Raw genomic sequence first — 25,604 nt, forward strand, 5'->3', positions numbered from 1 at the left:
ATGACGACAAGCCAACCTGCATTCGACGCCGGGCTTGCGCGCAAGCCAGCCGCGGCCCCCGTGCCGCATGCCGCCGCAAGCGCGCGCGCGTCCGGCCCGGTCTGGGCCACCGGCATCCTCGCCGCGCTGGCGTGGGCCGCGTTCGGCGCGCTGACATGGCTGTGGCCCAACCAGGCGGTGGGCTTCAGCGACTGGGCCTATACGACAGAGCTGGGGATTGCGGCGCTGGCAGGCGCCGCGTTGCTGGCACTAGTTGCGCTGGCCGGCCAGCGGGTCCGGGCCGCGCAACGCGCGCTGGCCACGCTGCGCGCCGCCGGCCCGTGGCTGGTGGCGCTGCCCGTGGCCCTGGCCGCGTGGGAAATCCTGACCGCCAAGACCGCCATCCTGCCCACGCCCTTCTTCGCGCCGCCACAGGCGCTGATCGAGGTCTATGCCGACGACTGGCGGCGCCTCGGCGACAGCGCGCTGAACACGCTCAGGCTGCTCGGGCTGGGCGTGGCCTATGGCGGGCTGGCCGGCTTCCTGGTGGGCGTGTCGATCGGCTGGTCGCGCCGCATCGGCTACTGGGTGCATCCGGTGCTGCGCGTGCTGGGCCCGCTTCCGTCGACCGCGCTGCTGCCGCTGACCTTCTACTTCTTCCCGTCGAGCTATTCCGCCGCGGTGTTCCTGATCGCGCTGGCCACCGCCTTCCCGGTGGCGGTGCTGACCTGGTCAGGCGTGGCCGGCGTCAACAAGAGCTACTACGACGTGGCGCGCACCATGGGCGCCTCGGGCTGGTTCCTGGTGCTGCGCGTGGCGATCCCGGCGGCGCTGCCGCAGGTATTCGTCGGCCTGTTCATGGGTCTGGGCGCTTCGTTCTCGGTGCTGGTGACGGCGGAGATGATGGGCGTGAAGTCGGGCCTGGGCTGGTACCTGACGTGGGCGCAGGGCTGGGCTTCTTACGTCAATATGTATGCGGCGCTGATCGTGATGGCGCTGCTGTTCTCGGGCGTGATCACGCTGCTGTTCGTGGCGCGTGACCGGGTGCTGTCGTGGCAGAAGGGGACGGTGAAATGGTGAGTGTTGTTGAGCGGTTGAAAGCATCGAGACCCTACACGCACGTGAAGAAGACTCCCCTCTCCCGCACGCGGAAGAGGGGAGCTAACGCGGCGGCAGACGACACCGCGGAAGCCCAGACCGGTGCCCGCATCGACATCCATCAGGTCAGCCACTGGTTCGGCAGCGGCAGCGACGGGCTGCAGGTGCTGGACGACGTCGACCTGAGCGTCGCACCGGGCGAATTCGTCGCGCTGCTGGGGCCCAGCGGTTGCGGCAAGTCCACGCTGCTGCGGCTGGTGGCAGGGCTGGACCAGCCCTCCTCCGGCGAGATCCTGCAGGACGGCACCTCGATCGCCGAGCCTGACCCGTCGCGCATCGTGGTGTTCCAGGACCCCACGCTGTACCCGTGGCGGCGCGTTTGGGACAACGTCGCGCTGGGCTTGCAGGCACGCGGCGTGCTGGCAAGCCAGCGCCCGCGCGTGGATGATGCGTTGCGGCGCGTAGGGCTGGAGACCTTCGCCCGCGCCTTCCCGCACCAGCTCTCGGGCGGCATGGCGCAGCGCGTGGCGCTGGCGCGCGCGCTGGTCAACGATCCGCGCCTGCTGGTGCTGGACGAGCCGCTGGGCAAGCTGGATTCGCTGACGCGGCTGGCAATGCAGAGCGACCTGGTCGAACTGTGGCAACGCTCGCGCTTCTCGGCGCTGCTGGTCACGCACGACGTGGAGGAAGCGCTGTTCCTGGCGCAGCGCGTGATCATCTTCAGCCAGCGTCCGGCACGCATCACGGCGGAGATCCGGGTCGACCTGCCCTACCCGCGCCATCGCGGCGATCCGCGGCTGACCGGGCTGCGGCACGAAGCGCTGCGCCACCTGGGGCTGGACGCGAGCTGGTAATGGCGTTGCGCTTCACCTCGCGGGCCGCCAGATGAACAGCCCGCCGCCGCAGGCATGGCTCAATGCACTGCTGGTTCTGATCGAGAAATTCCAGCTGGCCCTGTTGTCGCTATGGCATGCCCTTGGCCTGACCGGCGACAGCCACGGCCAGCCAGCCTGGCCGTGGGCACGGCGCGTGGCGGGCGAAACCCTGCTGATCGACCTGGGCCTCGCGCGCCAGGTCGGCCTGAGCCTGTGCGCCCTTGTCTTTGCCGTGCTGGCCATTACCGCCGCGCTGGCCTGGCGACGCCATCGCGGCGTGCTGCTGGCCGCCGGTGCGCTCGCCCTGGTGGCGGCCCCCTGGCCCAGCGCAGCGCTGCTGTTGGTGCCGGCAGCGCCGACCAGCTTCCACGCCAGCCCTACCCGCTTCTCCGTCGATGCCATCGCGCTCGGCGCCCGGGTCTATGCGCAGCATTGCGCCAGCTGCCACGGCGCGGACGGGCGCGGAGAAGGGCCGCTGGCCGCCAGCCTGGCGCAGTGGCCGCCCACGCTGGTCAGCCCGCTGCTGGCGCGCCGCGTCGATGGCGAGCTGTTCTGGCATGTGCTGGCCGGCATGCGCGACCGTCACGGCCAGCCCACCATGCCGGCCTTCGGCAATGTGCTCGGCCTCCGCGAGGCCTGGGCTGTGATCGACTACATGAAAGCGCTGTCGGCCGGCGGTGGTGCCGAGGGCAACTGGCCGGTGCCGTTGCGGCTGCCGGAGATGGCAATCCGCTGCGCCGATGCCGCGCCGCTGGCGCTGTCGCAATGGCGCGGCGACCAGCGCGTGCGGCTGGTGGCGGTGGACGGGATGGCATCGTTGCCGTTCGAGGATCCCCGCTTCCTGACCGTGCTGGTCACGCCTGACGGGCAACCGCCGGCGCAGGTGCCGCGCTTCCGTGCCGGCTGCGCCGCGGTCTCCTCGCATGCCTGGCAGGCCGTGGCGGCAATCGCCGGGCAATCGCCTTCGCGCCTGGCCGGCACCCAGCTGCTGGCCGACCGCGGCGGCTGGCTGCGCGCCCGCGGCACGCCGGGGCGGCAATGGTCCGACGCAGACCTGGTCTGCGTCTCGGGACCGGACGCCGGCGCACAGCGCGCGCCTTCGCCCGCGACTGACGGGCTGACTGCGCTGCTCCTGCGCATGGACGCCGAGCCGGTGCGCTTCGTCAAGGGCGGCTTCATTCACTGAACCGCCCCCAGGCCGGCACGCAGCCATCCGAGTGCCGCACGCCTGACCCTCCTCCCCCTTGTTTCCGCCACCGCAGGTGAGCCCTCGCCCGCGGCGCACCTTCCGTCGCCGCTCTGGAACGGCCAACGGACCCCTATAAATGCCGTACGAGGCACTCAAAACCGCACCTTGTCTCAATTTTTCATCAATTTCATTCCGTAAATCAAAACTTCCTATTGACCAACCGAAGTCTTCCGCCTACATTTCCTCCAGCAAGCAATTTTCCGGAACGTCCTGTTCCACTTTATAAGACCCTCATCAGGAGACAACGCCATGCGCGACCTCGATACCACCTCGAATCCCGCCGTTTCCGGTGGCTCGGCCGCCGCGAAGGAGAGCCAGGTCCCGGCCGGCCCGCAGACCATGACCCCGTCGGAAGCCTTCGTTGAAACGCTGGCCGCCAATGGCGTGACCGACATGTTCGGCATCATGGGCTCGGCCTTCATGGATGCGATGGACATCTTCGCGCCGGCGGGCATCCGCCTGATCCCGGTGGTGCACGAACAAGGCGCCGGCCACATGGCCGACGGCTACGCCCGCGTGTCGGGCCGCCACGGTGTGGTGATCGGCCAGAACGGCCCCGGCATCTCCAACTGCGTGACCTCGATCGCCGCTGCCTACTGGGCCCACAGCCCGGTGGTGATCGTCACGCCCGAGGCCGGCACCATGGGCATTGGCCTGGGCGGCTTCCAGGAAGCCAACCAGCTGCCCATGTTCCAGGAGTTCACCAAGTACCAGGGCCACGTCACCAACCCGGCCCGCATGGCCGAGTTCACCGCCCGCTGCTTCGACCGCGCCACCGCGGAAATGGGCCCGACCCAGCTGAACATCCCGCGTGACCACTTCTACGGCAAGGTCAACGTCGAGATCCCGCAGCCGCGCCGCCTCGACCGCGGCCCCGGCGGCGAGCAGAGCCTGAACGAAGCGGCCGAGCTGCTGGCCAACGCCAAATTCCCGGTGATCATCTCGGGCGGCGGCGTGGTGATGGCCGATGCGATCGAAGAGTGCAAGGCCCTGGCCGAGCGCCTGGGCGCGCCGGTGGTCAACAGCTACCTGCACAACGACTCGTTCCCGGCCAGCCACCCGCTGTGGTGCGGCCCGCTGGGCTACCAGGGTTCGAAGGCGGCGATGAAGCTGATCTCGCGCGCCGACGTGGTGATCGCGCTGGGCTCGCGCCTGGGGCCGTTCGGCACGCTGCCGCAGCACGGCATGGACTACTGGCCGAAGAACGCCAAGATCATCCAGATCGACGCCGACCACAAGATGCTGGGCCTGGTGAAGAAGATCTCGGTGGGCATCTGCGGCGACGCCAAGGCCGCCGCGGTCGCGCTGAGCCAGCGCCTGGCCGGCCGCACGCTGGCCTGCGACGCCAGCCGCGAGGCCCGCGCCACCGAAATCGCCAACGAAAAGGCCGCGTGGGAGAAGGAGCTGGACGACTGGACCCATGAGCGCGACCCGTACAGCCTGGACATGATCGAAGAGCAGAAGCAGGAGCGCACGCCCACCGGCGGCCACTACCTGCATCCGCGCCAGGTGCTGCGCGAGCTGGAAAAGGCCATGCCGGAAGATGTGATGGTGTCCACCGACATCGGCAACATCAACTCGGTGGCCAACAGCTACCTGCGCTTCGAGAAGCCGCGCAGCTTCTTCGCGGCGATGAGCTGGGGCAACTGCGGTTACGCCTTCCCGACCATCATCGGCGCCAAGGTCGCGGCACCGCACCGCCCGGCCGTGTCGTACGCCGGTGACGGCGCCTGGGGCATGAGCCTGATGGAAACCATGACCTGCGTGCGCCACAACATCCCGGTGACCGCGGTGGTGTTCCACAACCGCCAGTGGGGCGCGGAGAAGAAGAACCAGGTGGACTTCTACAACCGCCGCTTTGTGGCGGGCGAGCTGGACAACCAGAGCTTTGCCGGCATCGCCAAGGCGATGGGTGCGGAAGGCATCGTGGTGGATCGGCTGGAAGATGTCGGCCCGGCCCTGAAGCGCGCCATCGACCTGCAGATGAATCATGGCAAGACCACGATCATCGAGATCATGTGCACGCGTGAACTGGGCGACCCGTTCCGCCGCGATGCGCTGGCCAAGCCGGTGCGTTACCTGGACAAGTACAAGGACTACGTCTGATCGAAGTACTGCACACCGCCAGCTGACGGCGTGCTCCCTCTCCCGCTTGCGGGAGAGGGGAGAACACCAAGGGCATAGCGCAGGTCGCTGGCCCTTTTTTCAGTTTTACCGAGCCAACCACCATGAAAGCCATCCTCCGCATCATCGACCGCGCCCGCGCCGCGCCTCGCCGCATCGTGCTGTGCGAGGCCGAAGACCCGCGCATCCTGCAGGCCGCGCAGCGCGCGTCGCAGGAAGGCATCGCGCGCATCGTGCTGGTCGGCAACACGCGCCAGATCAACGCCGCCGCGGCCATCCACGGCATCGGGCTGGACGGCATGACGCTGGTCGACCCATCGACCTCGGCGCTCACGCCCTCGTTCGCGCAGCAACTCTTTGCGCTGCGCCAGAAGAAGGGCATGACGCTCGATGAAGCCAAGCGCGCCGTGCTCGATCCGCTGTGCTTCGCCAACCTGATGGTGCGCCTTGGCCACGCCGACGGTTCGGTGGCGGGCGCCGACCACACCACCGCCGACGTGGTGCGCAACGCGATCCAGCTGATCGGGCTGGCACCCGGCTTCCGGCTGGTGTCGAGCTTCTTCCTGATGATGCTGTGCGAGCCTTTCCACACGCTCAAGGGCGGGCTGATCTTCTCCGACTGCGGGCTGGTGGTGGATCCGGATGCCGATGCGCTTGCCGATATCGCCATGGCCGCGGCCGACAGCGCACGCACGCTGCTGATGGAAGAGCCGCGCGTGGCCATGCTGTCGTTCTCGACCAGTGGCAGCGCCAGCCATGCGGCAGTGGACAAGGTGGTGGCCGCCACCGAGCGCGTGCGCGCGCAACGCCCGGACCTGGCCATCGATGGCGACGTGCAGCTCGATGCCGCCATCGTCGCCGAGATCGCCGCGCGCAAGGTCGCGCATTCGCAGGTGAACGGCCACGCCAACGTGCTGGTGTTTCCCAGCCTGGAAGCCGGCAATATCGGCTACAAGCTGGCCGAGCGGGTCGGTGGCGCCAAGGCCATCGGGCCGATGCTGCAGGGGCTGAACAAGCCCGCCAACGACCTCTCGCGCGGCTGCAGCGCGGACGATGTGTTCCATGTCATCGCCGTCACCGTGGTCCAGGCGCAAGCCACCGCGGAACAGGCCAGCAAGGGCGAGCAGGCGGCGGCATGAAGGCAGAACTGTTGTTGCCGCTGCTGGGCCTGCAGGCCCTGCTCGGTGCCGGCACCTATTTCCAGACGGTGACCGGCTTTGGCCTTGGCATGATCGTGATGGGCGTCACCAGCGGACTGGGGCTGGCGCCCGTGGCCACCGTGGCCGCGGTGGTGAGCCTGGTCACGCTGGCCAACAGCGCCTGCGCGCTGCCAGGCAAGCTGCAGCATATCGACTGGCGCGCCGTCGCCGCGGCAGCCATCGGCATCCTGCCGTCGGTAGTGGTCGGCGTGCTGGTGCTGGAGTACCTGAGTTCCAGCGCAGCCACCCTGCTGCAACTGCTGCTGGGCGCCGTGATCCTGTATGGCGGCCTCAGCGCCGCACTCAAGCCCGCGCCGCTGGCGCAACGCTCCGGCGATGGCACCTTCTTCGTCAGCGGGGTATTCGGCGGACTGCTGAGCGGCATGTTCGGCGTCTCCGGCCCGCCGCTGATTTTCCAGTTCTACCGCCAGCCGATGAAGCCGGTTGAAATCCGTTGCGCGCTGATCCTGGTCTTTACCGTGACCTCCACCGTGCGCACGCTGTTCTCGGCCTGGCAGGGGCAGCTCGATGCCGCCGTGTGCGTGCAGGCCGCCATTGCCGTGCCGGTGGTGGTGATCGCCACGTTGCTGGGGCGGCGTTTTCCGCCGCCGTTCTCGCCGGCCACGACGCGCAGGGTGGCGTTCGGGGTGTTGATCGGGATCGGGGCCAGCCTGATGCTGCCGGCGATTTCGGCGTGGGTGCTCTAAGGGCGCGCGCGCCCTTAGAACCGGGACGGGCCTCAGGCGATTGAGCCTGCGGGCTGCGCCAGCGGCGCGGTCTCTTCCTTCTCCCCGCCGCCGCCCGCCTGCCCCAGGTCCATACCGGTAGTCTCGGGCAGCAGCACCGCGGCGACCACTACCATCGCGTAGCCGACTCCCGCCACGATGGCGATCGCGATCGGCAGCGAGGTGTGCCCCGTACTCAGCCACCCCACCGACAGCGGGAACAGCGAACCGATCACCCGGCCGGCGTTATACGAAACGCCATACCCCGTTGCCCGGATATCGTTGGGATAAGACTCGGAGATGGTCGCGCCGATGCCCGCGAACACGCCCTGCATCAGGATGCCGAGCGGGAAGCCAAGGAACAGCATCGACGTATTCGACACCGGGATCACCATATAGACCAGCGCGGCCACGAACGCCCCGACCGCAAAGGCGATGTAGGTCAGCCGCCGGCCCCAGCGGTCGGTGGCGTAGGCGCCCGCCACGTAGCCGATCAGTGAGCCGATAATGGTGACCGCCAGGTAAGAACTGGTGCCGAACACCGACAGGCCGCGCTCGGTCTTGAGGAAGGTCGGCAACCACGTGGCGATGGCGTAGTACGCGCCCAGCATCCCGCCCGACAGCAGGCTGCACAACAAGGTCTTGGACAGCAGCGGCCCACGGAACAGCCGGCCCAGGCCTGCCAGCGCCGCCCCCTGCCGGCCGGCCGCCCGGCTCTTCAGGAAGATTTCCGGCTCTTCCAGGTTGCGGCGCAGGTAGACCACCACCAGCGCCGGCAGGATGCCGAGGAAGAAGCAGACCCGCCACGCCGTCTCCGCCGGCAGCACGCTGAATGCGATCGCGTACACGATGGCCGCCGCGCCCCAGCCGAAGGAATAGCTGCTGGCGGTAAAGCCCGAGTATTTGCCGCGATGGACCGGATTGCGGATCATCTCCGTCACCAGCACCATGCACAGCGACGACTCCCCGCCAAACCCCAGGCCCTGGATCATGCGGAACAGCATCAGCTGCTCCGGCGACTGCGCCAGCCCGCACAGGAAGCAGGCCCCCGCGAACACCACGATGGTCCAGCGCAGCACCCGCACGCGCCCGTAGCGGTCGGCCAGGATGCCGGCCCCGATCGCACCAACCAGCGACGACACCAGCGTCCAGGTGACGATGGCGCCCGCTGTCGACTTGCTCATGCCCCACTGCCCCAGCAGCGTGGAGATAAGGAACGAATAGATCATGAAGTCGAAGACATCGACCGCATGCCCAAGGAACGCGCCATAGAAGCCCTTGCGCTCCATGCACGACAAATCACGGAACCAGTCGAACATGATCCCTCCCTGTGGTGTGTGTGGTGTTGTGGCTTAGTTGTTGTGATCCGCCGGCAGGACAGACGGCCGCGGCGGGGGCCGGAACGCGTAGCCCGCGCCTTCCAGCAGGCTGGCAAAGCGCAGCGCGGTGAGATCCCGGTAGCGGCCGGCGACGATCTGCACGCCGACCGGCAGGCTACTGGTGCCCGGCCCGATCGGCGCCACCGCTGAAGGCAGCCCGCACAGCCCGGAATGGCCGGCCCAGAACAATTGCGTGGTCATCGGCTGCGCGCGGCCGTTGACGGTGAGGCTGCGCTGCCAGGGCTGGCCGGCCTCGTCCAGCGCGAAGGCCGTGGTGGCTGCGGCCGGGCACAGCAGCACGTCATAGGTGGAGAAGAAGCGCCGCCACGCGGTGGCAAAGCGTTCGCGGGCCACCTGCAGGCGCAGCCAGTCGCGATGCCTCAGGGTCGCGCCGGTGTACTGGAGGGTGGCGTAGGCATGGTCGTCCGCGGCGGCTGTGGCGGTGCGGTTCAACGCGTCGGCATAGGCCGCATCGTCCATGTGCACCGCGGTGGTTGCGCGCAGCAGCGTCACGTAGACGTGCCACAGTTCGGCCGCATCGAAATCCGGCCGCACATGCCAGTCCACGCGCGCGCCCTGCCCGGCCAGCCAGTAGCCCAGTTTTTCGATCTGCGCGGCAACCTCGCCGTCGGATTCAGCCTGCGCATGGGTGGGCAACACCGCGACGCGGAAGTCGGCCAGCCGTCGGTGCGGACACTCTGGCAGATCAAGGCGGTAGGGCAGCGCCTCGTCGCCGTGCGGGCCGGCAATGGCGCGCAACACCGGTTCCAGGTCGCGCGCGCTGCGGGCCAAGGGGCCGGCGACATTGATGTCCTGTTCGCCGAAGCGCGCCGGACCCACCCCGTGGCCTGCCAGCGGCACCAGGCCATGGCTGGGCTTGAGCGAGAAGATGCCGCAGTAGTGGGCCGGATTGCGCAGCGAGGAGCCGATATCGGAGCCCACATCGAAATATGACAGGCCGGCGCACACCGCCGCCGCGCTGCCGCCGGACGAGCCGCCCGGCGTGCGCGACGGATCGTGCGGATTGCGGGTGGTGCCGTAGATGGCGTTGTAGCTTTGCCAGTCACGCAGGCCGAGCGGAACGTTGGTCTTGCCGAGCAGGACGGCGCCGGCATCGCGCAGGCGCTGCACTACCGCGGCGTCGTGCTGGGCCGCACGGCCCTGCATGGCCGGATTGCCGCAAGTGGTCGGCCAGCCGGCGACGTCGAACGACTCCTTGACCGAGAACGGCACGCCGTCGAGTACCCCGCGCGCTTGCCCTGCCCGGCGCCTTCGGTCGCTTTCCAGCGCCGCGGCGCGGGCGGCATCGAAATCTGACAGCACCAGCGCATTGATGATGCCGTGCCAGTCGTGCCACGCGGCTTCGCAGCCATCCACCAGTTCTACCGCGGAGACTTCGCCGGCGGCGAGCCGCTGTGCCACCTCCCACAACGGCGGAAAACCGCCGGGAGCCCGGTCGGACAGGTTCACATCGACTCCTTGTCATTATCCGAGCCGGCAGCGGCGCGGTGGGGGCGTATAGGACAAGCTTCGGGAAGTGCTGCGAATGCGTTGGTATACTATATTCCGTATTGAACGGAGCGCAAGCGAAAGTGTCACGCGCGAGCGCGCTGAAGCACGCCAGCAGTGGAAAGCGTAGAAGGTGAATGGTCGGCAGGCAGAACGCCTGCCAGGAGGCAGCGGCGGCGTGCTGACGCCGCCGGCTCTCAGTCAGGCTGGATCAGCAATGGCCACGGCGTGGGGCGCGGCCGCCCAGCGCCAGGAAGAAGCGGCCGATATCGCGCAGGCGCAGCGGCAGCAGCGGCGTGGCATGGCGGACGGCATTGCGCGCGGCAAAGTGGTGCAACAGTTGCTGGCCGACGGGTTGCGAAAGATAGCGTTGCTCAGGCGACTGCATGGTAAATCCCTATTGATCTGGAATGCCTACAGTATACCTAAATTGGTGCAATGCGCCATGGCGGCGCATGCAATGCCCAGTTGCCGGGCATGCAACGAAATGCTGGAAACGGGAGAGGAAAAACCGGGGCCCAACGCCCTCAGGCCGCCTCTGCCCTGCCCTGCCCGTCCACCGGCAAGTCTGCCGCCTTGGCGGCACTGTAGACATGGCGCGCGGCCAGCAAGGCGGCAAGGTCGGCATCCCCGGCGATGACTGCCTGCAGGATCTGGGCGTGTTCATCCCAGTTCTGACGGGCGCGAACCACGTTGGCCGGGCCGAACAGCACCGCGGTGCGCTCGCGCAGCGAACGCATCATTTCCTGCAGCACGCTGTTGGCGGCTATGGTGCCGAGCACCTCATGGAAGCGGGTATTGAGGGCGAGCAACTCATCCGCGCGGCCCTGGGCGGCGGCATCCATGCCCTGGCGCAGCACGCTCTCCAGCTCAGCAACCAGCGCCGGGTCGCGGCGCTGCGCGGCGAGCTTGGCGTTGAGCCCTTCCAGCGTCGCGCGCACCTCCACCATCTCGCGCGCGATCACTGGCGACAGGCTGGCAACGGTTGCGCCGCGGCGCGGCTCGATCACCACCAGGCCCTCGCTGGCCAGCGCGCGCAGCGCCTCGCGCACCGGGATGCGCGACACGCCCAGTTCGGCCGACAGCTTGTTTTCCACCAGCCGTTCACCTGGCGCGTACTTCCCGTTCAGGATGCCTTCACGCAGCTTGTCGGTGACAAGGGCGAACAGCGGCGAGTGGCTGGCACCGAGGCTCAGCGGCTCGGCGGGCGCGGCAGGAGATGGAGTGAGAGACATGGGTCAGCAAAGGCGTAAGCGGAAAGGCTGGCATCATTGTATACCAGCCGTTCCCTGTATACCGCCATGTCTTAACAATGCTGGAAGGTGAAGCTGTCCGCATAAATGTGATCCGTACTGGCGCCGCTCGCCAGGAAAGCGGTGCGCGCGTCTCGGATCATATTGGGAGAACCGCACAAATAGATGGCGTGCTCGCTCAGGTCACCCAGGTCAGCCAGCGCCGCATCGTGCACGTAACCGCGCCGTCCTTGCCATCCTGCGCCGGCACGGGACAGCACCGGTACGTACTGGAAGTCATACAGCCGCTCGCCCCAGGCGGGGATATCGGAGTGCAGGTACAGGTCTTCCGGCTTCCGCATGCCCCAGTAGAGCGACACCGGTGGGCAGTCGGGATCGTCCATCAGCGATTCGAGGATGGCCTTGATCGGCGCCAGCCCGGTGCCGGTGGCCACCATCAGCAGTGGCCGGTAATCCATGGCGCGGTAGAAGAAGCTACCGAGCGGCAGTTCGACGTCAACGGCGTCGCCCGCTTTCATCTGCGGCAGGATGCCGTCGGTGAAGGCGCCGCCCGGGATGCGCCGCACATGCAGGTCGACCCGTCCGTCGCGCGGCACCGATGCCATCGAGAAGCTGCGCGCGCGCCCATCCTCGCTCAATAGCTTCAGGTACTGGCCGGGACGATAGTCGAGCGCACCAGCGTCCGGCACTTCCAGTTCGATATGCAAAACGTCAGCCGACAACGCGCGCACGGCCTGCACCAGCGCCCGATAACGCGCCGGCTCGGCGCAGGCCTCGTCCTCGCGCGCCGTGCTGATGACCAGGTCGCCCAGCGGCTGCGCCTGGCAGGCCAGCGCGTAGCCGGCGGCGGCCTCGTCCGGGGCCAGACCGAACGGTTCCTCGTCATACCGCACCTGCCCGGCCAGCAGCCGGATACGGCAGGTGCCGCAGCCGCCCAGCTGGCAGTCGCGCGGCAAGGCGATACTGGCGCGCCCGGCGGCCTGCAGCAGGGTCTCGCCGCGTTCGACAAAAAAGACCTGCTGCGTTTCGGCGATCTGGATGCGGTACGACATGGCGCCTCCTACTTCTTGATATCGGCCTGCACCAACACCTTGAGGTCCTGCGGCGCCAGCAGCTCGGCCAGCGCCAGCAGCGCGGCCAGCCCGGCCTGCGTGTCCTGCTCGCCATTGCCGCCGGACAGGCCGATGCCGCCGATCACCTCGTCGTTGACGACAATCGGGAAGCCGCCCACGAACGCGGCGAACTTGCCCTCGAAGCTCCACTGGATGCCGAATGCCTCGTTGCCTGGCAGTGCCGGCCCGTTGGGCGGCGTGGTGAACAGGTGCGTGGAGCGCTTGTGGCCCGCGGCCGTGAAGGCCTTGTTCCATGCGATCTGCGGCCCGGTGATGCGGGCGCCGTCCATGCGCTCGAGCGCGAGCGGATAGCCGCCCTCGTCGACCACGCAGATCGACTCCAGCACGCCGATTTCCTCCGAGCGCCGGATCGCGGCTGCAACCATATGGCGCGCCTCGCGCAGTTCCAGCTTGATGGCTTTTTTCATGTCTCTATGACTCCTTGTGACGGCCGGGCTCAGGCGCCGCGGTAGACCGTCTTGACCTGCGTATAGAACTCCAGGCCGGTGCGGCCCGACTCGCGGAAGGTCGAGGTGCTCGACCGCTTTACCCCGCCAAAGGGCGCGTTGACCAGGTTGCCGGTGGTGGTGCGGTTGACCTTGACCGTGCCCGCCTCGATGTCCGTGGCGAAGTGGTGGATGTAGCGCGGGTTGCTGGTGACGATGGCCGCCGCCAGGCCGTACTCGGTGTCGTTCGCCTTGGCGATGGCGTCGGCGTAGTCGGTGAAGCCCAGGATGGCGATCACCGGCCCGAAGACCTCCTCGCGCGCGATCCGCATCTGCTGGGTCACGTCGGTAAACACGGTCGGCGCCACGTAGTAGCCCTTGTCGAAGTCGCCGCCGGCAAGGCGCGCGCCGCCGCACAGCAACGTCGCCTCGGACTTGCCGATATCGATGTAACGCAGCACCGTTTCCAGCTGCTTGTGCGACGCCAGCGGCCCGAGGTCCATCCCGGCCGTCATGCCGCTGCCGACCTTGAGGGTGGCGACCTTCGCCAGCAACCGCTCTGTGTATGCCGCCTTGACGGACTCGGCCACCAGCACGCGGCTGGTCCCGGTGCACGCCTGCCCCGACAGCGAGAAGCCGCCCTTGATGGTCAGGTCGACGGCGCGGTCGAGGTCGGCGTCTTCCATCACGATCAGCGGGTTCTTGCCGCCCAGCTCCATCTGCGTGCGCGTGGTCAGCGGCACGGCGCGGTGGATCTGCTCGCCGGCGCGCGACGAGCCGGTGAACGAGATCGCCCGCACGGCCGGCGCCTCGGTGATGGCAGCGCCGATTTCCGCCGCGCTGCCGGTGATGAAATTCAGCACGCCCTTGGGCAGGCCGGCCTTGACCAGCGCCTCGGCCAGCCGGTAGCCCGACAGCGGCGCCTCGGACGACGGCTTGAACACTACTGTGTTGCCGGTCACCAGCGCCGGGGCGATCTTGCGGGCCGGGATCGATACCGGGAAGTTCCACGGCGCGATCACGGTCACCACGCCCAGCGGCTCGCGCTGGCTGTAGACGAGTTGGTCGGGGTCGTCGTTCGGGAACACCTCGCCGGTGAAGGTCTGCCCTTCCACTGCATAGAAGCGCAGCGTCTGGGCCGAGCGCAGCACCTCGTCGCGGGCCAGCGCCAGCGCCTTGCCTTCCTCGCGGGTCAGCTCGGCGGCGATGCTATCGGCGTTGGCCTCGAGATGGTCAGCGGCACGGTTGAGGATGGCGGCGCGCTTGCCGACCGGGGTCTTTTTCCAGCCGGCGAACGCTGCCGCGGCGGCGGCGACGGCCGCCTGCGCGTCCACCGCGGCAGACGCCTGGAAGCGGCCCACAATATCGGCGGTATCAGCCGGGTTGACGTTATCGAAGGTGCGGCCCGACTGGCAGGCCGTCCATTCGCCGTCGATATGGTTGAGGAATACAGTCATCGTCGATCCGGTTGCGCTGCGGCGCTCAGGCCGCCATGTCGAGTTCGGGCAGCGGCAGCTCTTTCTCGACGTAGTCGTGATAGAGCGCCGTCGTGTACAGCAGCCGCATCTGCGCGCCGATCTCGCAGATCTTCAGGCAGCGCTGCTGCAGCTCCGGCGTGTTGGCGTGCTCCAGCACGATCTGGTAGCCGCGCTCGCCGTGGATCTCGTCCGAGACGATATGCAGGTCGAAGAATTCGACTTCCTCGTCAGTGAACTGGTACTTGTCGCGCAGCGTCGGGGTCTGCTTGCGGTAGATCGACGGCACCTGCGACTCCAGCCCGACCACCAGCCCGGCTACCGCGACGATGGGGTCTTCACGCATGGCCACGGCGTAGCACCAGCTCTGCAGGCCACGGGTGGTGGGCGACATATTGTCCGGGTCGATCACGCGCTCGCGGGTGGTGCCGCAGGCTTCGGCGAAGCGGATCAGCAGGTCGGTATGGCGGTCGCCGCCGATCTCTTCCTCATACATATTGGCGAGCAGGAAATCCTTGGCTTCGGTATAGCGGTCCGGGGTGCGGGCGTAGATGTAGCCCAGGTAATCCGCGAACGGGCCTACGTAGTGATAGTGGTTCTCGGCCCAGCGTGCGAGATGGGCGCGGGTCAGCTTGCCGCTGGCCCAGGCCACGCTGAACGGCGCCTTGTTGGCGCTCTTGCCTTTGATGGCTTCTTCGAGGGCGGCACGGAATGCTTCGCGGTTCATCAGTTCGGCCATGGCGGAGGCTCCTGGTTGGCGAGGTGGGGCGATTAAGTGGGTTGGATGCCGGGGTCGCTTCGCAAATCGATCAGCCCTTGCATGGTTGTATACTATATACAGCCATGCAGCGACGACAAGGGCTTCGTTGACTAATCATGTAAGTGTTTACCCGTCGGTGTCGCGGGCAATGGCGCTCAGGCCGCGCGACGCTCCGCCGCGCCGGCGATGCGGGACCAGGCGAAGCCCGCCAGCGCCACGTCCTCCAGCCCTACGCCGACTGACTTGTAGATCACGATGTCGTCGTCCCGCTGGCGCGGCGACACCTTGCCAAGGACCACCTCGCCCAGCTCGACAATCTTCTCGCGCGGAAGAGCCTGCGAATCGGCCAGCACGATGTCGCCCGCCTCGCGCACGGACTGCGGGCGCCACTCGACCACCACGGCGGCGGCGCGGCGCAGCGCGGTGTCGTCCAGTTCACGCGTATGCGGCAGGCTGGAGCCGATGGCGGCAACGAAAGCGCCAGGCCGGAGCGACGCGCCCGCGAACAGCGGCGTGGTCGCGCGCGACGCCGTGACGACGATATCGGCCTCGGCCACGGCAGCATCGGGCTCCGCCAGCGTGACCGGGATGCCGCACAGCGCCGACAGCCGCACCGCCATGCCGGCATCGGCGTGCGGATCGGACACCAGGATGCGCGCCAGCCCGAGCGTCTCGCTGAGCTGGCGCGCGTGCTGCACGCCCTGCGTGCCGGCGCCGAACAGCGCCAGCGTGCGCGAGCCGGACCGGGCCAGCCGCTGCGCCGCGAGCGTGGTGCAGGCAGCCGTGCGCAGGCGCGTGATGGCGCCAGCGTCGAACGAAGCGAGCGGACGGCCGTCGTCGGTCGAGAAGATCAGGATGACAAAGGAGAACTGGCCGTTGATGGTGGTGTAGACCTTGGCGCCCGCCACGCCCTGCTGCGGGATCACCGCACCCAGCGTGGACAGCTTGACGCCGCCCGCCTCGGTGCGAATGCGCTCCTGCATCGCGGCGTCGCCGCGACCGAAGCTGGAAAAAGCGGCTTCCATGACTTGCCGGGCATCGTCCGGGCTGACGTGGGCATCGATCATCGCGTCTGTAATGTGCTGCATGGGAACTCCGCTGGTTGGGATGGAGACAGGAAAGACAGTGATCTCTGCGGGCCAGAGCGTCACGAAAAGGCAGTGCGGCCGAGCACACCGAGCGCCCCGGCAGCGCAAAGACCCAGCAGCAGCCGGCGCACCGCCCCGGGCGAGACGTGCCCGCGCAACCGGTTCGAGAGCGCGAAACCCGCAAACAGGAATGGCGCAAGGGCCGCCGCCAGCACCAGCTGCGGCAAACCGAAGCGCCCCGCCAGCGCCAGCATGGAGAGCGACAGCACCGCGCCGCCGGCCAGGATGCAACCCATCGTCGCGCGCATCGGCGCCGGCGCCATGTGCTGCATGACCAGCGCGAACGGCGGCGCACCGGCCGAGGTGATCGTTCCCATGAAGCCCGACACGGTGCCGGCGATGACCACATTGGGCGAGGTCGGCAGCAGGCGCCAGCCCAGCAGGCTCAGCGCCACGGCGGCGAGTATCGACACTGAGAACAGCACCCCCAGCGGCCCCGGCGCCAGCCACGCCATGGTCAGCACCGCTGCCGCCCCGCCAAGCGCGCGCCCGATCAGGGCGAAGCCTGCGATGCGCCACGCGATCGCCTCCCGCTCACGCAGCGCGCCCATCAAAGAGAGACAGCAGCCCATCGCCAGCAGCGGTCCCGGCACGAGGTCCGGGAAGAAGATTGCGCCCAGCGGCGCCGAAAGCATCGCGAAGCCGATCCCGCCCACGCCTTGCAGGCAAGCGCCCACCAGGATGAGCGCACCCATCCATAGATAAGTGGAGACGGAGAGGCCTGTGGGGAGCAGGGAGTACAACGTGGCGGGCAAGGCAGAGGTCATGGCAGCAAGTCGGGACAGCAGCTTGGAGGGCATACGAAGCGGGTTGGAGGGACGGCCTTATGCGGGCATGCCTCCTGCTCATATCGCACTTCGCGAGGAAGCTGCGCTTAACGGTATACAGTCTACATGTCGCGGCGGCGACCTTGCAAATCACTCACCTGTCCGCGCACCACTTGGAGGACGCCACATACCGCCGCAGGCCCAATAAATGTGCGACGTTCGGGCAACTTGCACCAGTCTGGGCTAGGCGTAATTCCGGATGAAAAACCTGTTGTCGCGAGATTGCATCGGAATATAGTATACCAACACCGGATTCCGAAGCTGAGAGGGAATCCGGGCCCCACAACCCCTCCGCCCCAAGGGAGTCTTCATGTCACAACAAGTCGTGATCGGTGCCGCGCACTGGATCTATCTGTCAGGGGTAGCAGTCATCGTGCTGACGATGATCCTGCGCGCCAATGTTGTCGTGCCGTCGATCGTTGGCACCGCCCTGGTCGTGTTTGCGCTTACCGGCAGCCCGGTTTCGGCGCTGGGCGGGGTGTTTTCCGCGAGCCTGGTTGCCGCCAAGGAGCTGTTCAATATCTTCCTTGTGATCGCGTTCATGACGGCGCTGCTCAATGCGCTCAAAACGCTGCGCTCCGACATCCGCATGGTCGAGCCCTTCCGCGTGGTGATGAAGAACGGGCATTCGGCGTTCTTTATCCTGGCGGGCATCACTTACGTCATCTCGCTGTTCTTCTGGCCAACCCCGGCCGTGCCGCTGGTCTCCGCGATCCTGCTGCCGGCCGCTATCGCGGCGGGGCTGCCGCCGCTGGCGGGCGCGATGGCCATCGCCATCGCCGGCCAGGGCATGGCGCTGTCATCGGACTATGTGATCGGCGTCGCGCCCGGCATCAGCGCCAAGGCGGCCGGCGCGGCGGTGAGCGCCGCGGTGGTGGCCGATCGCGCGCTGGCGCTGTCGATCATCACCGGCACGATTGCGCTGTGCCTGGCCTATCTGTCGATGCGCAAGCATATCGTCCCCGCCTGCGGCACCCTGCTCGACCGCTGGCAGGCGCGCGCCAGCGGCAGCGCCGAGGCGCTGGAAGGCGGCGGTACCTTCGACAAGGCCGAGATCGCCAGGGGCACCGCCCACGCCGAGCCGCTGGCCAGCGACAGCAATATCGAGGCAAGCCTGGCGATGGTGGCCCGGCGCCGGGTGAAGTGGTCGAAATGCTTCGCGATCGTAACGCCGATTGCTTTCCTCGCAGTGGTCGCCGTCATGGTGCTGCCCAAGCTGGGTACCGGCGTGCAGGACCTCAAGGGCGGCGATGCGGCTGCGCTGGTCGGCGGCGTCGCGGCGGTGCTGATGATGCTGGCGACGCTGGCCGCGGAAGGCCCGCGCCGCATGCTCGACGTGTGCCCGGAGCACATCACCGACGGCTTTGTCTTTGCCTTCAAGGCGATGGGCTCGGTGTTGCCGATCGCGGGCTTTTTCTTCGTCGGCGCCGGCGAAACCGCCGCGCAGATCCTGGGCCTGCCGCCGGGCAAGGCGCCGAGCCTGCTGTTCGAGCTGATCCAGGCCTACCAGCACATGATCCCGGACAACCACGTGCTGGTCGCCTTCGGGGTGCTGCTGGTCGGCATGATCACCGGCATCGACGGCTCCGGTTTCGCAGGGCTGCCGCTGACCGGCACGCTGGCCGGCGCGCTCGGCCCGGTGGTCGGCTTCGACCCCGCGACGCTGGCCGCGGTGGGCCAGATGGGCGCGGTCTGGACCGGCGGCGGCACGCTGGTGGCGTGGTCGTCGCTGATCGCGGTGGCCGGCTTCGCCCGCGTGCCGGTGCTGGACGCGGTGCGCGCGCTGCTGATCCCGGTGCTGATCGGGCTGGCATGCTCCACCGTCGCCGCGATGGTGTTGTGGTCGTAGGCGGCCGCAAGCAACAGCCAGGCCCCTCCGATTTTTTCGACAATTCATGAGGCCGGGCGGCCAGCCCGGCAGGAACCGCGCCATGCCGACAGTCACTTTCCACAAGCAGGGCCAGACCTTCGTCGACGAGGTCAAACCCCAGACCAACCTGGTCGTCCGCGCCGGGATCCGCCAGTTCCCCTACCCCAACCTGCGCTACGAGTGCGGCATGGGCAAGTGCTCCAAATGCGCCTGCCGCGTGATCGCCGGCGCCGAACACCTGCCGCCGCCCAACTGGAAAGAGAAAAAGCAACTCGGCGAGCGGCTCGAACAGGGCTACCGGCTGGCCTGCCAGCTCTGGATCGAGCATGACATCGAACTGGCCCAGGACGACCTGCCCGCCCAGGCGCCTGCCATCGTGGCCACGGCCGGCGCGGATGTCTGACATGTTCGTCCTTCTCACCAGCCGCCCCGGTCAGTTCCGCACCGAGCCCACCGCGGGCATGACCGCGGTCGAGGCATACGACTACGTCTTCTATGGCAAGCGCACGGCGCGCTTTGTCATCGCGGAACTGGCCGCCGACACCAAGGTGCGGGTGATGGAAGAAACGCCGCCCGGCATCGTCAACCTGGTGTCGACCAAGTTCCTCGACAAGTACGCCACGCTGGAAGCCGCCCGCGTCGCGCTGCGCGAGCTGGCCAGCTTCGGCAGCATGGACATCGCCCTGGTGCCCGCCCCGGTCGCCATGGCAGGCGCTCCTGACTACTAACGCCTGACCTTCAGTCAATCTTCGCCATGATCCAGATCACCTTCCTCACCAACCACGGCAAGACGGTCAGCGCGCCCGTCAACAGCAATCTGCTGCGCGTGTCGCTGCGCGAGCAGGGCGGCATCCCTTTCAAGTGCGGGGGCGGCCTGTGCGGCACCTGCAAATGCCGCATCGAAAAGGGCCACGAGCATACAGACGCGGTCAAGCCGAAGGAAAAGAAACTGCTGACCGAGGAGGAGCTGGCGACGGGGTTCCGGCTGGCCTGCCAGACTTTTATCGATGGGGATATCGCGGTGTCATGGCAGCCCAGGGAGACGATGCGCGGGTGAGCGGGCGCTGAGGAGCGGCTGAAAGAATACCGCGCGGGGCAGGCGGGTGCGCCTTCGCGCAGCGTTTCCGAACGCTAGTCTTGCCGCTACCGCCGCCTCGCCCCCACCAGACCCGCCACCTCATCCAGCATCGCCATGTCCACCGGCTGCGACAGGTCCAGCGCCAGCGTGTGCCGGTAGTAGGGGCTCAAGTCCAGCCCTACCCCCAGCCCCAGCACTTCCACATCCCGCAGCGCCTCATGCCGCGCCACCACGGCCTTCAGGTGGTTGTCGAGGTAGCAGGCGTCGTTGGCCTGCCCGGTCGCGGTATCCATGGGACTGCCGTCGGACACCACCACCAGGATGCGGCGCGCCTTGCCGCTGGCGTGCAGCCGCGCGCAGGCCCACTCCACCGCCTCGCCGTCCACGCCTTCGCGGAACAGGTCGGCCTTGAGCAGTGCGGCGATGTCGGTGCGCGCGCGCCGCCAGCTTCGCTGCGCGTCCTTGAACACCATATGGCAGGTCTCGTTGAGCCGGCCAGGGTGCTGCGGGCGGCCGCGCGCGAGCCAGTCGGCGCGGGCGCGGCCGCCGTTCCAGGCGTTGGTGGTGAAGCCGAGCACCTCGGTGGCCACGCCGGCCTGGTCGAGTGCGCGCGTGAGCATGTCGATCAGCAGCGTGAGCGGCTCGGCCTGCGCCTTCATCGAGCCGGAGCAGTCGATCAGGAAGCCGACCACGCAGTCGGCATGAGCCTTGTGCGCTTCCAGGCGGAAGAGCCGGCGCTCGGAGGGGGAGCAGACCAGCTGCGCCAGGCGGCGGCCGTCGATACGGCCGCTTTCCTCGCCGAAGGACCAGCCGTCCACGCGCGGCTGCGACAGCGCGGCGCGCAGCCGGCGCGCCAGCCGGGCGATGTTCACGCCCGCGCGCGCGATGCGTGCGTCAAGCCGCGTGCGGTACTCGTCCAGCAAGGCGCGGCGCACCAGCGTGGCGGCGCGCACTTCGCGGTCGTAGCGGGTGGTGAAGACGCGGTAGCCGTCGGTGGCGTCGGCCAGCACGCGGCTGTGGCCGCTGTCGGCCAGTGCAAAGTCTTCCGCAGGCGGTTCGTCGAAATCCAGCCACAGCGCAAACCCGGCGCGCGCAGCCGAGGCTGCGTTGTCGTCGTCTTCGCCGGCAAGCGGGGCTTCGGTACGGATCATCTGCGCCACCGCGCGCGCCAGCGCCAGTGCGTACGCGGCGTAGGCGGCCTGGTCGTGGCGTTGCGCGCGCAGGCCGGCCAGCGCGGTGCCGAGCACCGGCACGATGGCGGCGCGCGTGGCTTCGATCAGGTCTTCGGTCTCTTCCAGCACCGGCTCACCCGTCAGGCGCGACCACGACACCTGCGCCACGGTATAGAGCAGGATGCCGAGATGCCCCTCGGTCAGCCCGGAGCGATGGAAGGCCCGCGACCACGCCATGAAGCGGTGGCGCAGGTTGGCCGCCACGCCGGCCATGCCGCGCGGCAGGCGGGTCTCGCAACGCAGCTGCTCAAGCAGTTCGAAGACCAGGCGCTCGACCGCATCTGCCGGGCACAGCTGCCGATGCAGCGCGGCGTCGGAATGCGCCTGGCGCAGGGCGGCACCATCGGCCGCGCCGCGCAGGCAGGTGGCCGTGTCAGTTTCCAGGTCCGTGCGCAAGTGCGGCGCATGCTGCGGCACCGGGCGCATCGCGCGCCAGAGCTGGCCGTCGCGGAAATGCAGCGCCGCATCGCCAGTGATCGCGCGCACCGCGGCACCGGACAGCTCATCCTGCCGCTGGCGCCGGCGCAACTGCTGCGCGACCGTGGCCGCACTCATCGCGCGGGCTCCGACTCGGAGCTGACGCCGGCGGCTTCGCCCGGCAGGTGGCCAAAGCAACGCTGGTAGTACTCGGCCACCACCGGCCGCTCGGCTTCGTCGCACTTGTTCAGGAAGGTCAGCCGGAAGGCGAGCGCGGGGTCGCGGAAGATCTGGCAGTTCTCGGCCCAGCTGATCACCGTGCGCGGCGACATCAGCGCCGACACATCGCCGGCGGCAAACCCGCGGCGCGTGAGCCCGGCCAGCGCCACCATCGCATCGGCCAGCGCGCGCCCGGCGTCGTGGTCCAGCTCCGGCACGCGCGCCAGCACGATGCCGGCCTCCTCTTCATGCGGCAGGTAGTCCAGCGTGGCGACCACGTTCCAGCGGTCGATCTGCGCGTGGTTGAGCAGCTGGGTGCCGTGGTAGAGGCCGTTGACGTTGCCCAGGCCGACGGTATTGGAGGTCGCAAACAAACGGAAAGACGGATGCGGGCGGATCACGCGGTTCTGGTCCAGCAGCGTGAACTTGCCGTCGCGCTCCAGGATGCGCTGGATCACGAACATCACATCAGGCCGGCCTGCGTCGTATTCGTCGAAGATCAGCGCCACCGGGCGCTGCAGCGCCCACGGCACGATGCCTTCCTGGAATTCGGTGACCTGGCGCCCGTCGCGGATAACGATGGCGTCCTTGCCGACCAGGTCCAGCCGGCTGATATGCCCGTCCAGGTTGACGCGCACGCAAGGCCAGTTCAGCCGCGCGGCGACTTGCTCGATATGGGTCGACTTGCCGCTGCCGTGCAGGCCCTGCACCATCACGCGCCGGTCGCGCATGAAGCCGGACAGGATTGCCAGCGTCACCTCGGGCTGGAAGCGGTAGGCCGGATCGATCTCCGGCACGTGGTCGTCGCGCTGGCTGAAGGCCGGCACCATCAGGCCGGAATCGATGCCGAACGCGCTGCGCACCGGAATCATCCGGTCCGGCTTGCCAAACTGGTCTTGCGTCACCTCATGCTCCTTGTTGCTTGCTGCCATGCCATCGGCACTGCGGCAAGCGGAGCAATCCGCGTGACGCCGTGCGCGCTATTCGTCCTCTTCCGCGCCGCCCTGCCAGCTGCCGGCGCTGTCGGCCTCGATCGCCGCCAGCGCGCCCGCCGCACGCTGCAGCGCGGGCAGCAATTGCAGCACCTTGTCGCGCGTCACGCGCATCACCGGGGCCTGCAGCGCCAGCCCAAGGTTGGACTTGCCGCCGTCCACGGCCGGCACCAGCACGCCGATGCAGACCAGCCCCGGCAGGAACTCTTCATCGTCCATCGCGTAGCCGTCGCGCTTCACGCGCTCCAGTTCGGCTTCCAGCTGCGCGTGGTCGGTCAGCGTGTTCTGCGTGTAGCGTTCCAGCTCAACGTTGGCCAGCAGCCGCTGGCGCTGCGCCGGCGCCAGCTGCGCCAGGAACAGCTTGCCCGTGGCTGAGCAGTGCGCGGGCACGCGCGAGCCCGGATGCAGGTAGAAGCGCAGCGGCGCCGCCGTTTCCACGCGGTCCAGGTACAGCACCTCGCCGCCGGAGAACGCGGTCAGGTTGCAGCTCTCGCCCACCTCTTCCACCAGCCGGCGCAGCACCATGTGGCGCGCACCGTGCGAGGTGCTGTTGAGCAACAGGTTCTCCGCCAGCCGGCGCAGCCGCAGGCCGGTGCCGTATTGCCGCCCGTCGCCGTTGCGCTGGATCAGGCCCGCCGCCTCCAGCTGCTGCAGCATGCGGTGCAGCGTGGGCTTGGGCAGTCCGGTTTCTTCCACCAGCGCCTGCAGGTTGAAGGACTGGTCCTTCTCCGCGATGACTTCGAGCAGGCCGAACAAACGCAGTGCCGGCGTGTCTCCATCCGGCTTGGCGTCACTTTTGGCGAGGCGCATATCGTTCATGCCTGGCTCCATCATAGGTAAGTTTCATTTTCAGAGTCAAATCATATCAATTATCGAAACTTCTGGTTGACCTTCCCCTGCGAACGGCCTACATTCCAGTGAAAGAACAATTTTTCGGAACTTCTGGTTCCAGTTTTTAAGCGATCACCGGAGACAAGTCGACATGTACGGATAGGCCATCCCTCCCCGGGATTGCAAATACTGAACGACCACGGCCCCAGGCTGGCAATTACTGCCCTGCCATCTATACCGAAGAGAAGCCGTGGCGCCTGCCTTAAACGCTGTACTGGCTGCAACGCAGTACCGACAGCTAGCGCAGCACAGGAGACACAACATGATCCAACAACCAGAGTCCGGCAACGGGCTATCCCACGGCCTGAAGCAACGCCACATGACCATGATCGCGCTGGGTGGCGTGATCGGCGCAGGCCTCTTTGTCGGCAGCGGCGTCGTCATCAAGTCCGCCGGCCCGGCCGCGGTCCTTTCCTTCCTGATCACCGGCCTGCTGGTGGTGCTGGTGATGCGCATGCTGGGCGAGATGGCCTGCGCCATGCCCGGCACCGGCGGTTTCTATGAGTATGCGCGCGAAGCCTGGCGCGACCGCCCGGCGGTGGGCAACCTGGCCGGCTTCCTGACCGGCTGGATGTACTGGTACTTCTGGGTCATCGTGGTGGCGCTGGAAGCCGTGGCCGGTGCCGACCTGGTGCGCTACTGGCTGCCCGACGTGCCCAACTGGATCATCAGCCTGGTGCTGCTGGTGATGCTGACGCTGACCAACCTGGTGTCGGTCAAGTCCTTCGGCGAGTTCGAGTTCTGGTTCGCGTCGATCAAGGTGGCCGCGATCATCGTGTTCCTGTTCGTCGCCGGCGTCTATGTGCTGGGCCTGGCGCCCGGTGCCCATGGCATGCAGGTGGCCAACCTGACCGCCAACGGCGGCTTCATGCCGCACGGCATCGTACCGGTGCTGACCGGAGCGGTAGCCGCCACGGGCTTCTACTTCGGGGCCGAGATCGTCACCATCGCCGCCGCCGAGACCGCCGAGCCGCAGAAGGCAGTGGCCAAGGCCACCAGCTCGGTGATCACGCGCGTGCTGGTTTTCTATGTGGGTTCGATCCTGCTGGTGGTCTGCCTGGTACCGTGGAACTCCAACAGCATCGCCACGCCGTACGTCAGCGCGCTGAACGTGATGGGCGTGCCGGCGGCCGCGCAGATCATGAACGCGATCGTGCTGACCGCGGTGCTGTCGGCGCTTAACTCGGGCCTCTATGCCTCGTCGCGCATGCTGTTCGCGCTGACCCGCCGTGGCGACGCCCCCAAGTCGCTGGCCCGCGTGAGCCGCAACGGCGTGCCGGTGCGCGCCATCCTGGTGGCGACCCTGTTCGGCTACGGTGCGGTGGTGATGTCCTATGTCTCGCCTGATACGGTGTTTGCCTTCCTGGTGAACTCGTACGGCACGGTGGCGATCTTCGTCTACATCCTGATCGCGATCTCGCAGCTGCGCCTGCGTTCCCGCCTGGAGCGCGAAGCGCCGGGCCAGCTGCGCGTGCGCATGTGGTGCTACCCGTACCTCACCTACCTGGCGATCGTCGGCATGATCGGCATCGTGGTGGCGATGGCCTTCATCCCCGACCAGCGCACGCCGCTTGCGCTGGGTGTGGTGAGCCTGGGCATCCTGCTGGTGGCCTACGCCGCGCGGCACCTGTTTCGCGGTAGCGTGGATCCGGTAGTGCCGCTGGCGGAGATGCCGCGCCCGGACCTGCATGAGTATTGATGACTGACCATGACTGACGTGGCGCGCCGGTGCGGTATGCTGGCGCGC

General features: G+C 67.9%; 24 protein-coding genes. 11 read left to right on the forward strand and 13 right to left on the reverse strand.

From position 1 onward, the window contains the following. From I6H87_RS28205 to I6H87_RS28230, 6 genes are all read left to right on the forward strand, one after another. Positions 1–1,059, forward strand: a complete 1,059-nt coding sequence (locus I6H87_RS28205; RefSeq protein WP_010810347.1) for an ABC transporter permease — start codon at positions 1–3, stop codon at positions 1,057–1,059. Further along, on the forward strand, positions 1,053–1,931 hold the full coding sequence (locus tag I6H87_RS28210; RefSeq protein ID WP_011617517.1) for an ABC transporter ATP-binding protein: 879 nt from the start codon (positions 1,053–1,055) through the stop codon (positions 1,929–1,931). Before I6H87_RS28205 ends, I6H87_RS28210 begins: the two co-directional genes overlap by 7 nt. Positions 1,932–1,962: 31 nt before the next feature. Then, positions 1,963–3,138 (forward strand): c-type cytochrome, encoded by a 1,176-nt coding sequence (locus I6H87_RS28215; protein ID WP_011617518.1) that lies wholly within the window; start codon positions 1,963–1,965, stop codon positions 3,136–3,138. A gap of 402 nt (positions 3,139–3,540) precedes the next feature. Next, entirely contained in the window at positions 3,541–5,307 is a 1,767-nt protein-coding gene (gene xsc, locus I6H87_RS28220) for a sulfoacetaldehyde acetyltransferase (RefSeq protein ID WP_037023447.1), read from the forward strand. 122 nt (positions 5,308–5,429) lie between these two features. Next, positions 5,430–6,464 (forward strand): phosphate acetyltransferase, encoded by a 1,035-nt coding sequence (pta, locus tag I6H87_RS28225; protein WP_011617519.1) that lies wholly within the window; start codon positions 5,430–5,432, stop codon positions 6,462–6,464. Continuing rightward, entirely contained in the window at positions 6,461–7,231 is a 771-nt protein-coding gene (locus I6H87_RS28230) for a sulfite exporter TauE/SafE family protein (RefSeq protein WP_011617520.1), read from the forward strand. The genes pta and I6H87_RS28230 overlap by 4 nt, the downstream gene beginning before the upstream one ends. A gap of 32 nt (positions 7,232–7,263) precedes the next feature. Here the strand turns inward: I6H87_RS28230 and I6H87_RS28235 are convergent, their stop codons facing one another. The 10 genes from I6H87_RS28235 to I6H87_RS28280 form a co-directional block, all read right to left on the reverse strand. Next, a complete protein-coding gene (locus I6H87_RS28235; protein ID WP_010810353.1) occupies positions 7,264–8,568 on the reverse strand; it encodes an MFS transporter in 1,305 nt (434 codons plus the stop codon). Positions 8,569–8,601: 33 nt separating this feature from the next. After that, positions 8,602–10,098: an amidase gene (locus I6H87_RS28240; protein ID WP_011617521.1), complete on the reverse strand. Its 1,497-nt coding sequence runs from the start codon at positions 10,096–10,098 to the stop codon at positions 8,602–8,604. 250 nt (positions 10,099–10,348) lie between these two features. Beyond that, positions 10,349–10,525, reverse strand: a complete 177-nt coding sequence (locus I6H87_RS28245) for a hypothetical protein (protein WP_010810355.1) — start codon at positions 10,523–10,525, stop codon at positions 10,349–10,351. A 139-nt stretch (positions 10,526–10,664) separates the two neighbouring features. Further along, on the reverse strand, positions 10,665–11,372 hold the full coding sequence (locus I6H87_RS28250; RefSeq protein WP_010810356.1) for a GntR family transcriptional regulator: 708 nt from the start codon (positions 11,370–11,372) through the stop codon (positions 10,665–10,667). Positions 11,373–11,443: 71 nt separating this feature from the next. Then, positions 11,444–12,442, reverse strand: a complete 999-nt coding sequence (locus I6H87_RS28255) for a 2Fe-2S iron-sulfur cluster-binding protein (protein WP_011617522.1) — start codon at positions 12,440–12,442, stop codon at positions 11,444–11,446. A gap of 8 nt (positions 12,443–12,450) precedes the next feature. Continuing rightward, positions 12,451–12,930 carry a GlcG/HbpS family heme-binding protein gene (locus tag I6H87_RS28260; protein ID WP_010810358.1) on the reverse strand — a complete coding sequence of 160 codons (480 nt, stop codon included), beginning with the start codon at positions 12,928–12,930 and terminating at the stop codon, positions 12,451–12,453. A gap of 29 nt (positions 12,931–12,959) precedes the next feature. Then, the gene (locus I6H87_RS28265; protein WP_011617523.1) at positions 12,960–14,405 is read right to left on the reverse strand and encodes an aldehyde dehydrogenase family protein; all 1,446 of its coding nucleotides are present in this window, start codon (positions 14,403–14,405) and stop codon (positions 12,960–12,962) included. 25 nt (positions 14,406–14,430) lie between these two features. Next, the gene (locus I6H87_RS28270; RefSeq protein ID WP_010810360.1) at positions 14,431–15,162 is read right to left on the reverse strand and encodes an iron-containing redox enzyme family protein; all 732 of its coding nucleotides are present in this window, start codon (positions 15,160–15,162) and stop codon (positions 14,431–14,433) included. A gap of 176 nt (positions 15,163–15,338) precedes the next feature. Then, positions 15,339–16,271 (reverse strand): ornithine cyclodeaminase family protein, encoded by a 933-nt coding sequence (locus I6H87_RS28275; protein WP_011617524.1) that lies wholly within the window; start codon positions 16,269–16,271, stop codon positions 15,339–15,341. 59 nt (positions 16,272–16,330) lie between these two features. Continuing rightward, on the reverse strand, positions 16,331–17,026 hold the full coding sequence (locus I6H87_RS28280; protein ID WP_051398576.1) for a sulfite exporter TauE/SafE family protein: 696 nt from the start codon (positions 17,024–17,026) through the stop codon (positions 16,331–16,333). Positions 17,027–17,468: 442 nt separating this feature from the next. On the opposite strand from I6H87_RS28280, the gene I6H87_RS28285 reads away from it, so the two are divergent. The 4 genes from I6H87_RS28285 to I6H87_RS28300 all read left to right on the forward strand — a co-directional run bounded on the left by I6H87_RS28285 (position 17,469) and on the right by I6H87_RS28300 (position 20,085). Continuing rightward, positions 17,469–19,007, forward strand: coding sequence for a hypothetical protein (locus I6H87_RS28285; protein WP_010810363.1), 1,539 nt, complete (start codon positions 17,469–17,471; stop codon positions 19,005–19,007). 82 nt (positions 19,008–19,089) lie between these two features. After that, the gene (locus I6H87_RS28290) at positions 19,090–19,431 is read left to right on the forward strand and encodes a 2Fe-2S iron-sulfur cluster-binding protein (RefSeq protein WP_010810364.1); all 342 of its coding nucleotides are present in this window, start codon (positions 19,090–19,092) and stop codon (positions 19,429–19,431) included. A 1-nt stretch (position 19,432) separates the two neighbouring features. Then, the gene (locus tag I6H87_RS28295; RefSeq protein WP_011617526.1) at positions 19,433–19,756 is read left to right on the forward strand and encodes a hypothetical protein; all 324 of its coding nucleotides are present in this window, start codon (positions 19,433–19,435) and stop codon (positions 19,754–19,756) included. A gap of 26 nt (positions 19,757–19,782) precedes the next feature. Beyond that, entirely contained in the window at positions 19,783–20,085 is a 303-nt protein-coding gene (locus tag I6H87_RS28300; protein WP_010810366.1) for a 2Fe-2S iron-sulfur cluster-binding protein, read from the forward strand. Between the two features lie 86 nt (positions 20,086–20,171). Here the strand turns inward: I6H87_RS28300 and I6H87_RS28305 are convergent, their stop codons facing one another. From I6H87_RS28305 to I6H87_RS28315, 3 genes are read right to left on the reverse strand one after another with little or no spacing between them, the layout of a single operon-like run. Beyond that, a complete protein-coding gene (locus I6H87_RS28305; protein ID WP_011617527.1) occupies positions 20,172–21,893 on the reverse strand; it encodes a cobaltochelatase CobT-related protein in 1,722 nt (573 codons plus the stop codon). Then, complete coding sequence (locus I6H87_RS28310; RefSeq protein WP_011617528.1) at positions 21,890–22,906, reverse strand: AAA family ATPase; 1,017 nt, start codon at positions 22,904–22,906, stop codon at positions 21,890–21,892. Before I6H87_RS28310 ends, I6H87_RS28305 begins: the two co-directional genes overlap by 4 nt. 48 nt (positions 22,907–22,954) lie before the next feature. Beyond that, a complete protein-coding gene (locus tag I6H87_RS28315; RefSeq protein WP_011617529.1) occupies positions 22,955–23,785 on the reverse strand; it encodes an IclR family transcriptional regulator in 831 nt (276 codons plus the stop codon). Positions 23,786–24,119: 334 nt separating this feature from the next. On the opposite strand from I6H87_RS28315, the gene I6H87_RS28320 reads away from it, so the two are divergent. Beyond that, on the forward strand, positions 24,120–25,556 hold the full coding sequence (locus I6H87_RS28320) for an amino acid permease (RefSeq protein WP_010812868.1): 1,437 nt from the start codon (positions 24,120–24,122) through the stop codon (positions 25,554–25,556). The last annotated feature ends 48 nt before the right edge of the window (positions 25,557–25,604 follow it).

This window comes from Cupriavidus necator (genome assembly GCF_016127575.1).
Classification (GTDB): domain Bacteria; phylum Pseudomonadota; class Gammaproteobacteria; order Burkholderiales; family Burkholderiaceae; genus Cupriavidus; species Cupriavidus necator_D.

What these genes read in the sequence shown, in the direction of transcription:
- I6H87_RS28235 (WP_010810353.1), bottom strand. Translation starts at nt 8,568, where the DNA reads ATGTTCGACTGGTTCCGTGATTTGTCGTGCATGGAGCGCAAGGGCTTC.
- I6H87_RS28205 (WP_010810347.1), top strand. Translation starts at nt 1, where the DNA reads ATGACGACAAGCCAACCTGCATTCGACGCCGGGCTTGCGCGCAAGCCA.
- I6H87_RS28245 (WP_010810355.1), bottom strand. Translation starts at nt 10,525, where the DNA reads ATGCAGTCGCCTGAGCAACGCTATCTTTCGCAACCCGTCGGCCAGCAA.
- I6H87_RS28275 (WP_011617524.1), bottom strand. Translation starts at nt 16,271, where the DNA reads ATGCAGCACATTACAGACGCGATGATCGATGCCCACGTCAGCCCGGAC.
- I6H87_RS28315 (WP_011617529.1), bottom strand. Translation starts at nt 23,785, where the DNA reads ATGAACGATATGCGCCTCGCCAAAAGTGACGCCAAGCCGGATGGAGAC.
- I6H87_RS28210 (WP_011617517.1), top strand. Translation starts at nt 1,053, where the DNA reads ATGGTGAGTGTTGTTGAGCGGTTGAAAGCATCGAGACCCTACACGCAC.
- I6H87_RS28265 (WP_011617523.1), bottom strand. Translation starts at nt 14,405, where the DNA reads ATGACTGTATTCCTCAACCATATCGACGGCGAATGGACGGCCTGCCAG.
- I6H87_RS28250 (WP_010810356.1), bottom strand. Translation starts at nt 11,372, where the DNA reads ATGTCTCTCACTCCATCTCCTGCCGCGCCCGCCGAGCCGCTGAGCCTC.
- I6H87_RS28305 (WP_011617527.1), bottom strand. Translation starts at nt 21,893, where the DNA reads ATGAGTGCGGCCACGGTCGCGCAGCAGTTGCGCCGGCGCCAGCGGCAG.
- I6H87_RS28295 (WP_011617526.1), top strand. Translation starts at nt 19,433, where the DNA reads ATGTTCGTCCTTCTCACCAGCCGCCCCGGTCAGTTCCGCACCGAGCCC.
- I6H87_RS28320 (WP_010812868.1), top strand. Translation starts at nt 24,120, where the DNA reads ATGATCCAACAACCAGAGTCCGGCAACGGGCTATCCCACGGCCTGAAG.
- xsc (WP_037023447.1), top strand. Translation starts at nt 3,541, where the DNA reads ATGACCCCGTCGGAAGCCTTCGTTGAAACGCTGGCCGCCAATGGCGTG.
- I6H87_RS28300 (WP_010810366.1), top strand. Translation starts at nt 19,783, where the DNA reads ATGATCCAGATCACCTTCCTCACCAACCACGGCAAGACGGTCAGCGCG.
- I6H87_RS28285 (WP_010810363.1), top strand. Translation starts at nt 17,469, where the DNA reads ATGTCACAACAAGTCGTGATCGGTGCCGCGCACTGGATCTATCTGTCA.
- pta (WP_011617519.1), top strand. Translation starts at nt 5,430, where the DNA reads ATGAAAGCCATCCTCCGCATCATCGACCGCGCCCGCGCCGCGCCTCGC.
- I6H87_RS28215 (WP_011617518.1), top strand. Translation starts at nt 1,963, where the DNA reads ATGAACAGCCCGCCGCCGCAGGCATGGCTCAATGCACTGCTGGTTCTG.
- I6H87_RS28310 (WP_011617528.1), bottom strand. Translation starts at nt 22,906, where the DNA reads ATGGCAGCAAGCAACAAGGAGCATGAGGTGACGCAAGACCAGTTTGGC.
- I6H87_RS28270 (WP_010810360.1), bottom strand. Translation starts at nt 15,162, where the DNA reads ATGGCCGAACTGATGAACCGCGAAGCATTCCGTGCCGCCCTCGAAGAA.
- I6H87_RS28230 (WP_011617520.1), top strand. Translation starts at nt 6,461, where the DNA reads ATGAAGGCAGAACTGTTGTTGCCGCTGCTGGGCCTGCAGGCCCTGCTC.
- I6H87_RS28280 (WP_051398576.1), bottom strand. Translation starts at nt 17,026, where the DNA reads ATGGGTGCGCTCATCCTGGTGGGCGCTTGCCTGCAAGGCGTGGGCGGG.
- I6H87_RS28260 (WP_010810358.1), bottom strand. Translation starts at nt 12,930, where the DNA reads ATGAAAAAAGCCATCAAGCTGGAACTGCGCGAGGCGCGCCATATGGTT.
- I6H87_RS28255 (WP_011617522.1), bottom strand. Translation starts at nt 12,442, where the DNA reads ATGTCGTACCGCATCCAGATCGCCGAAACGCAGCAGGTCTTTTTTGTC.
- I6H87_RS28290 (WP_010810364.1), top strand. Translation starts at nt 19,090, where the DNA reads ATGCCGACAGTCACTTTCCACAAGCAGGGCCAGACCTTCGTCGACGAG.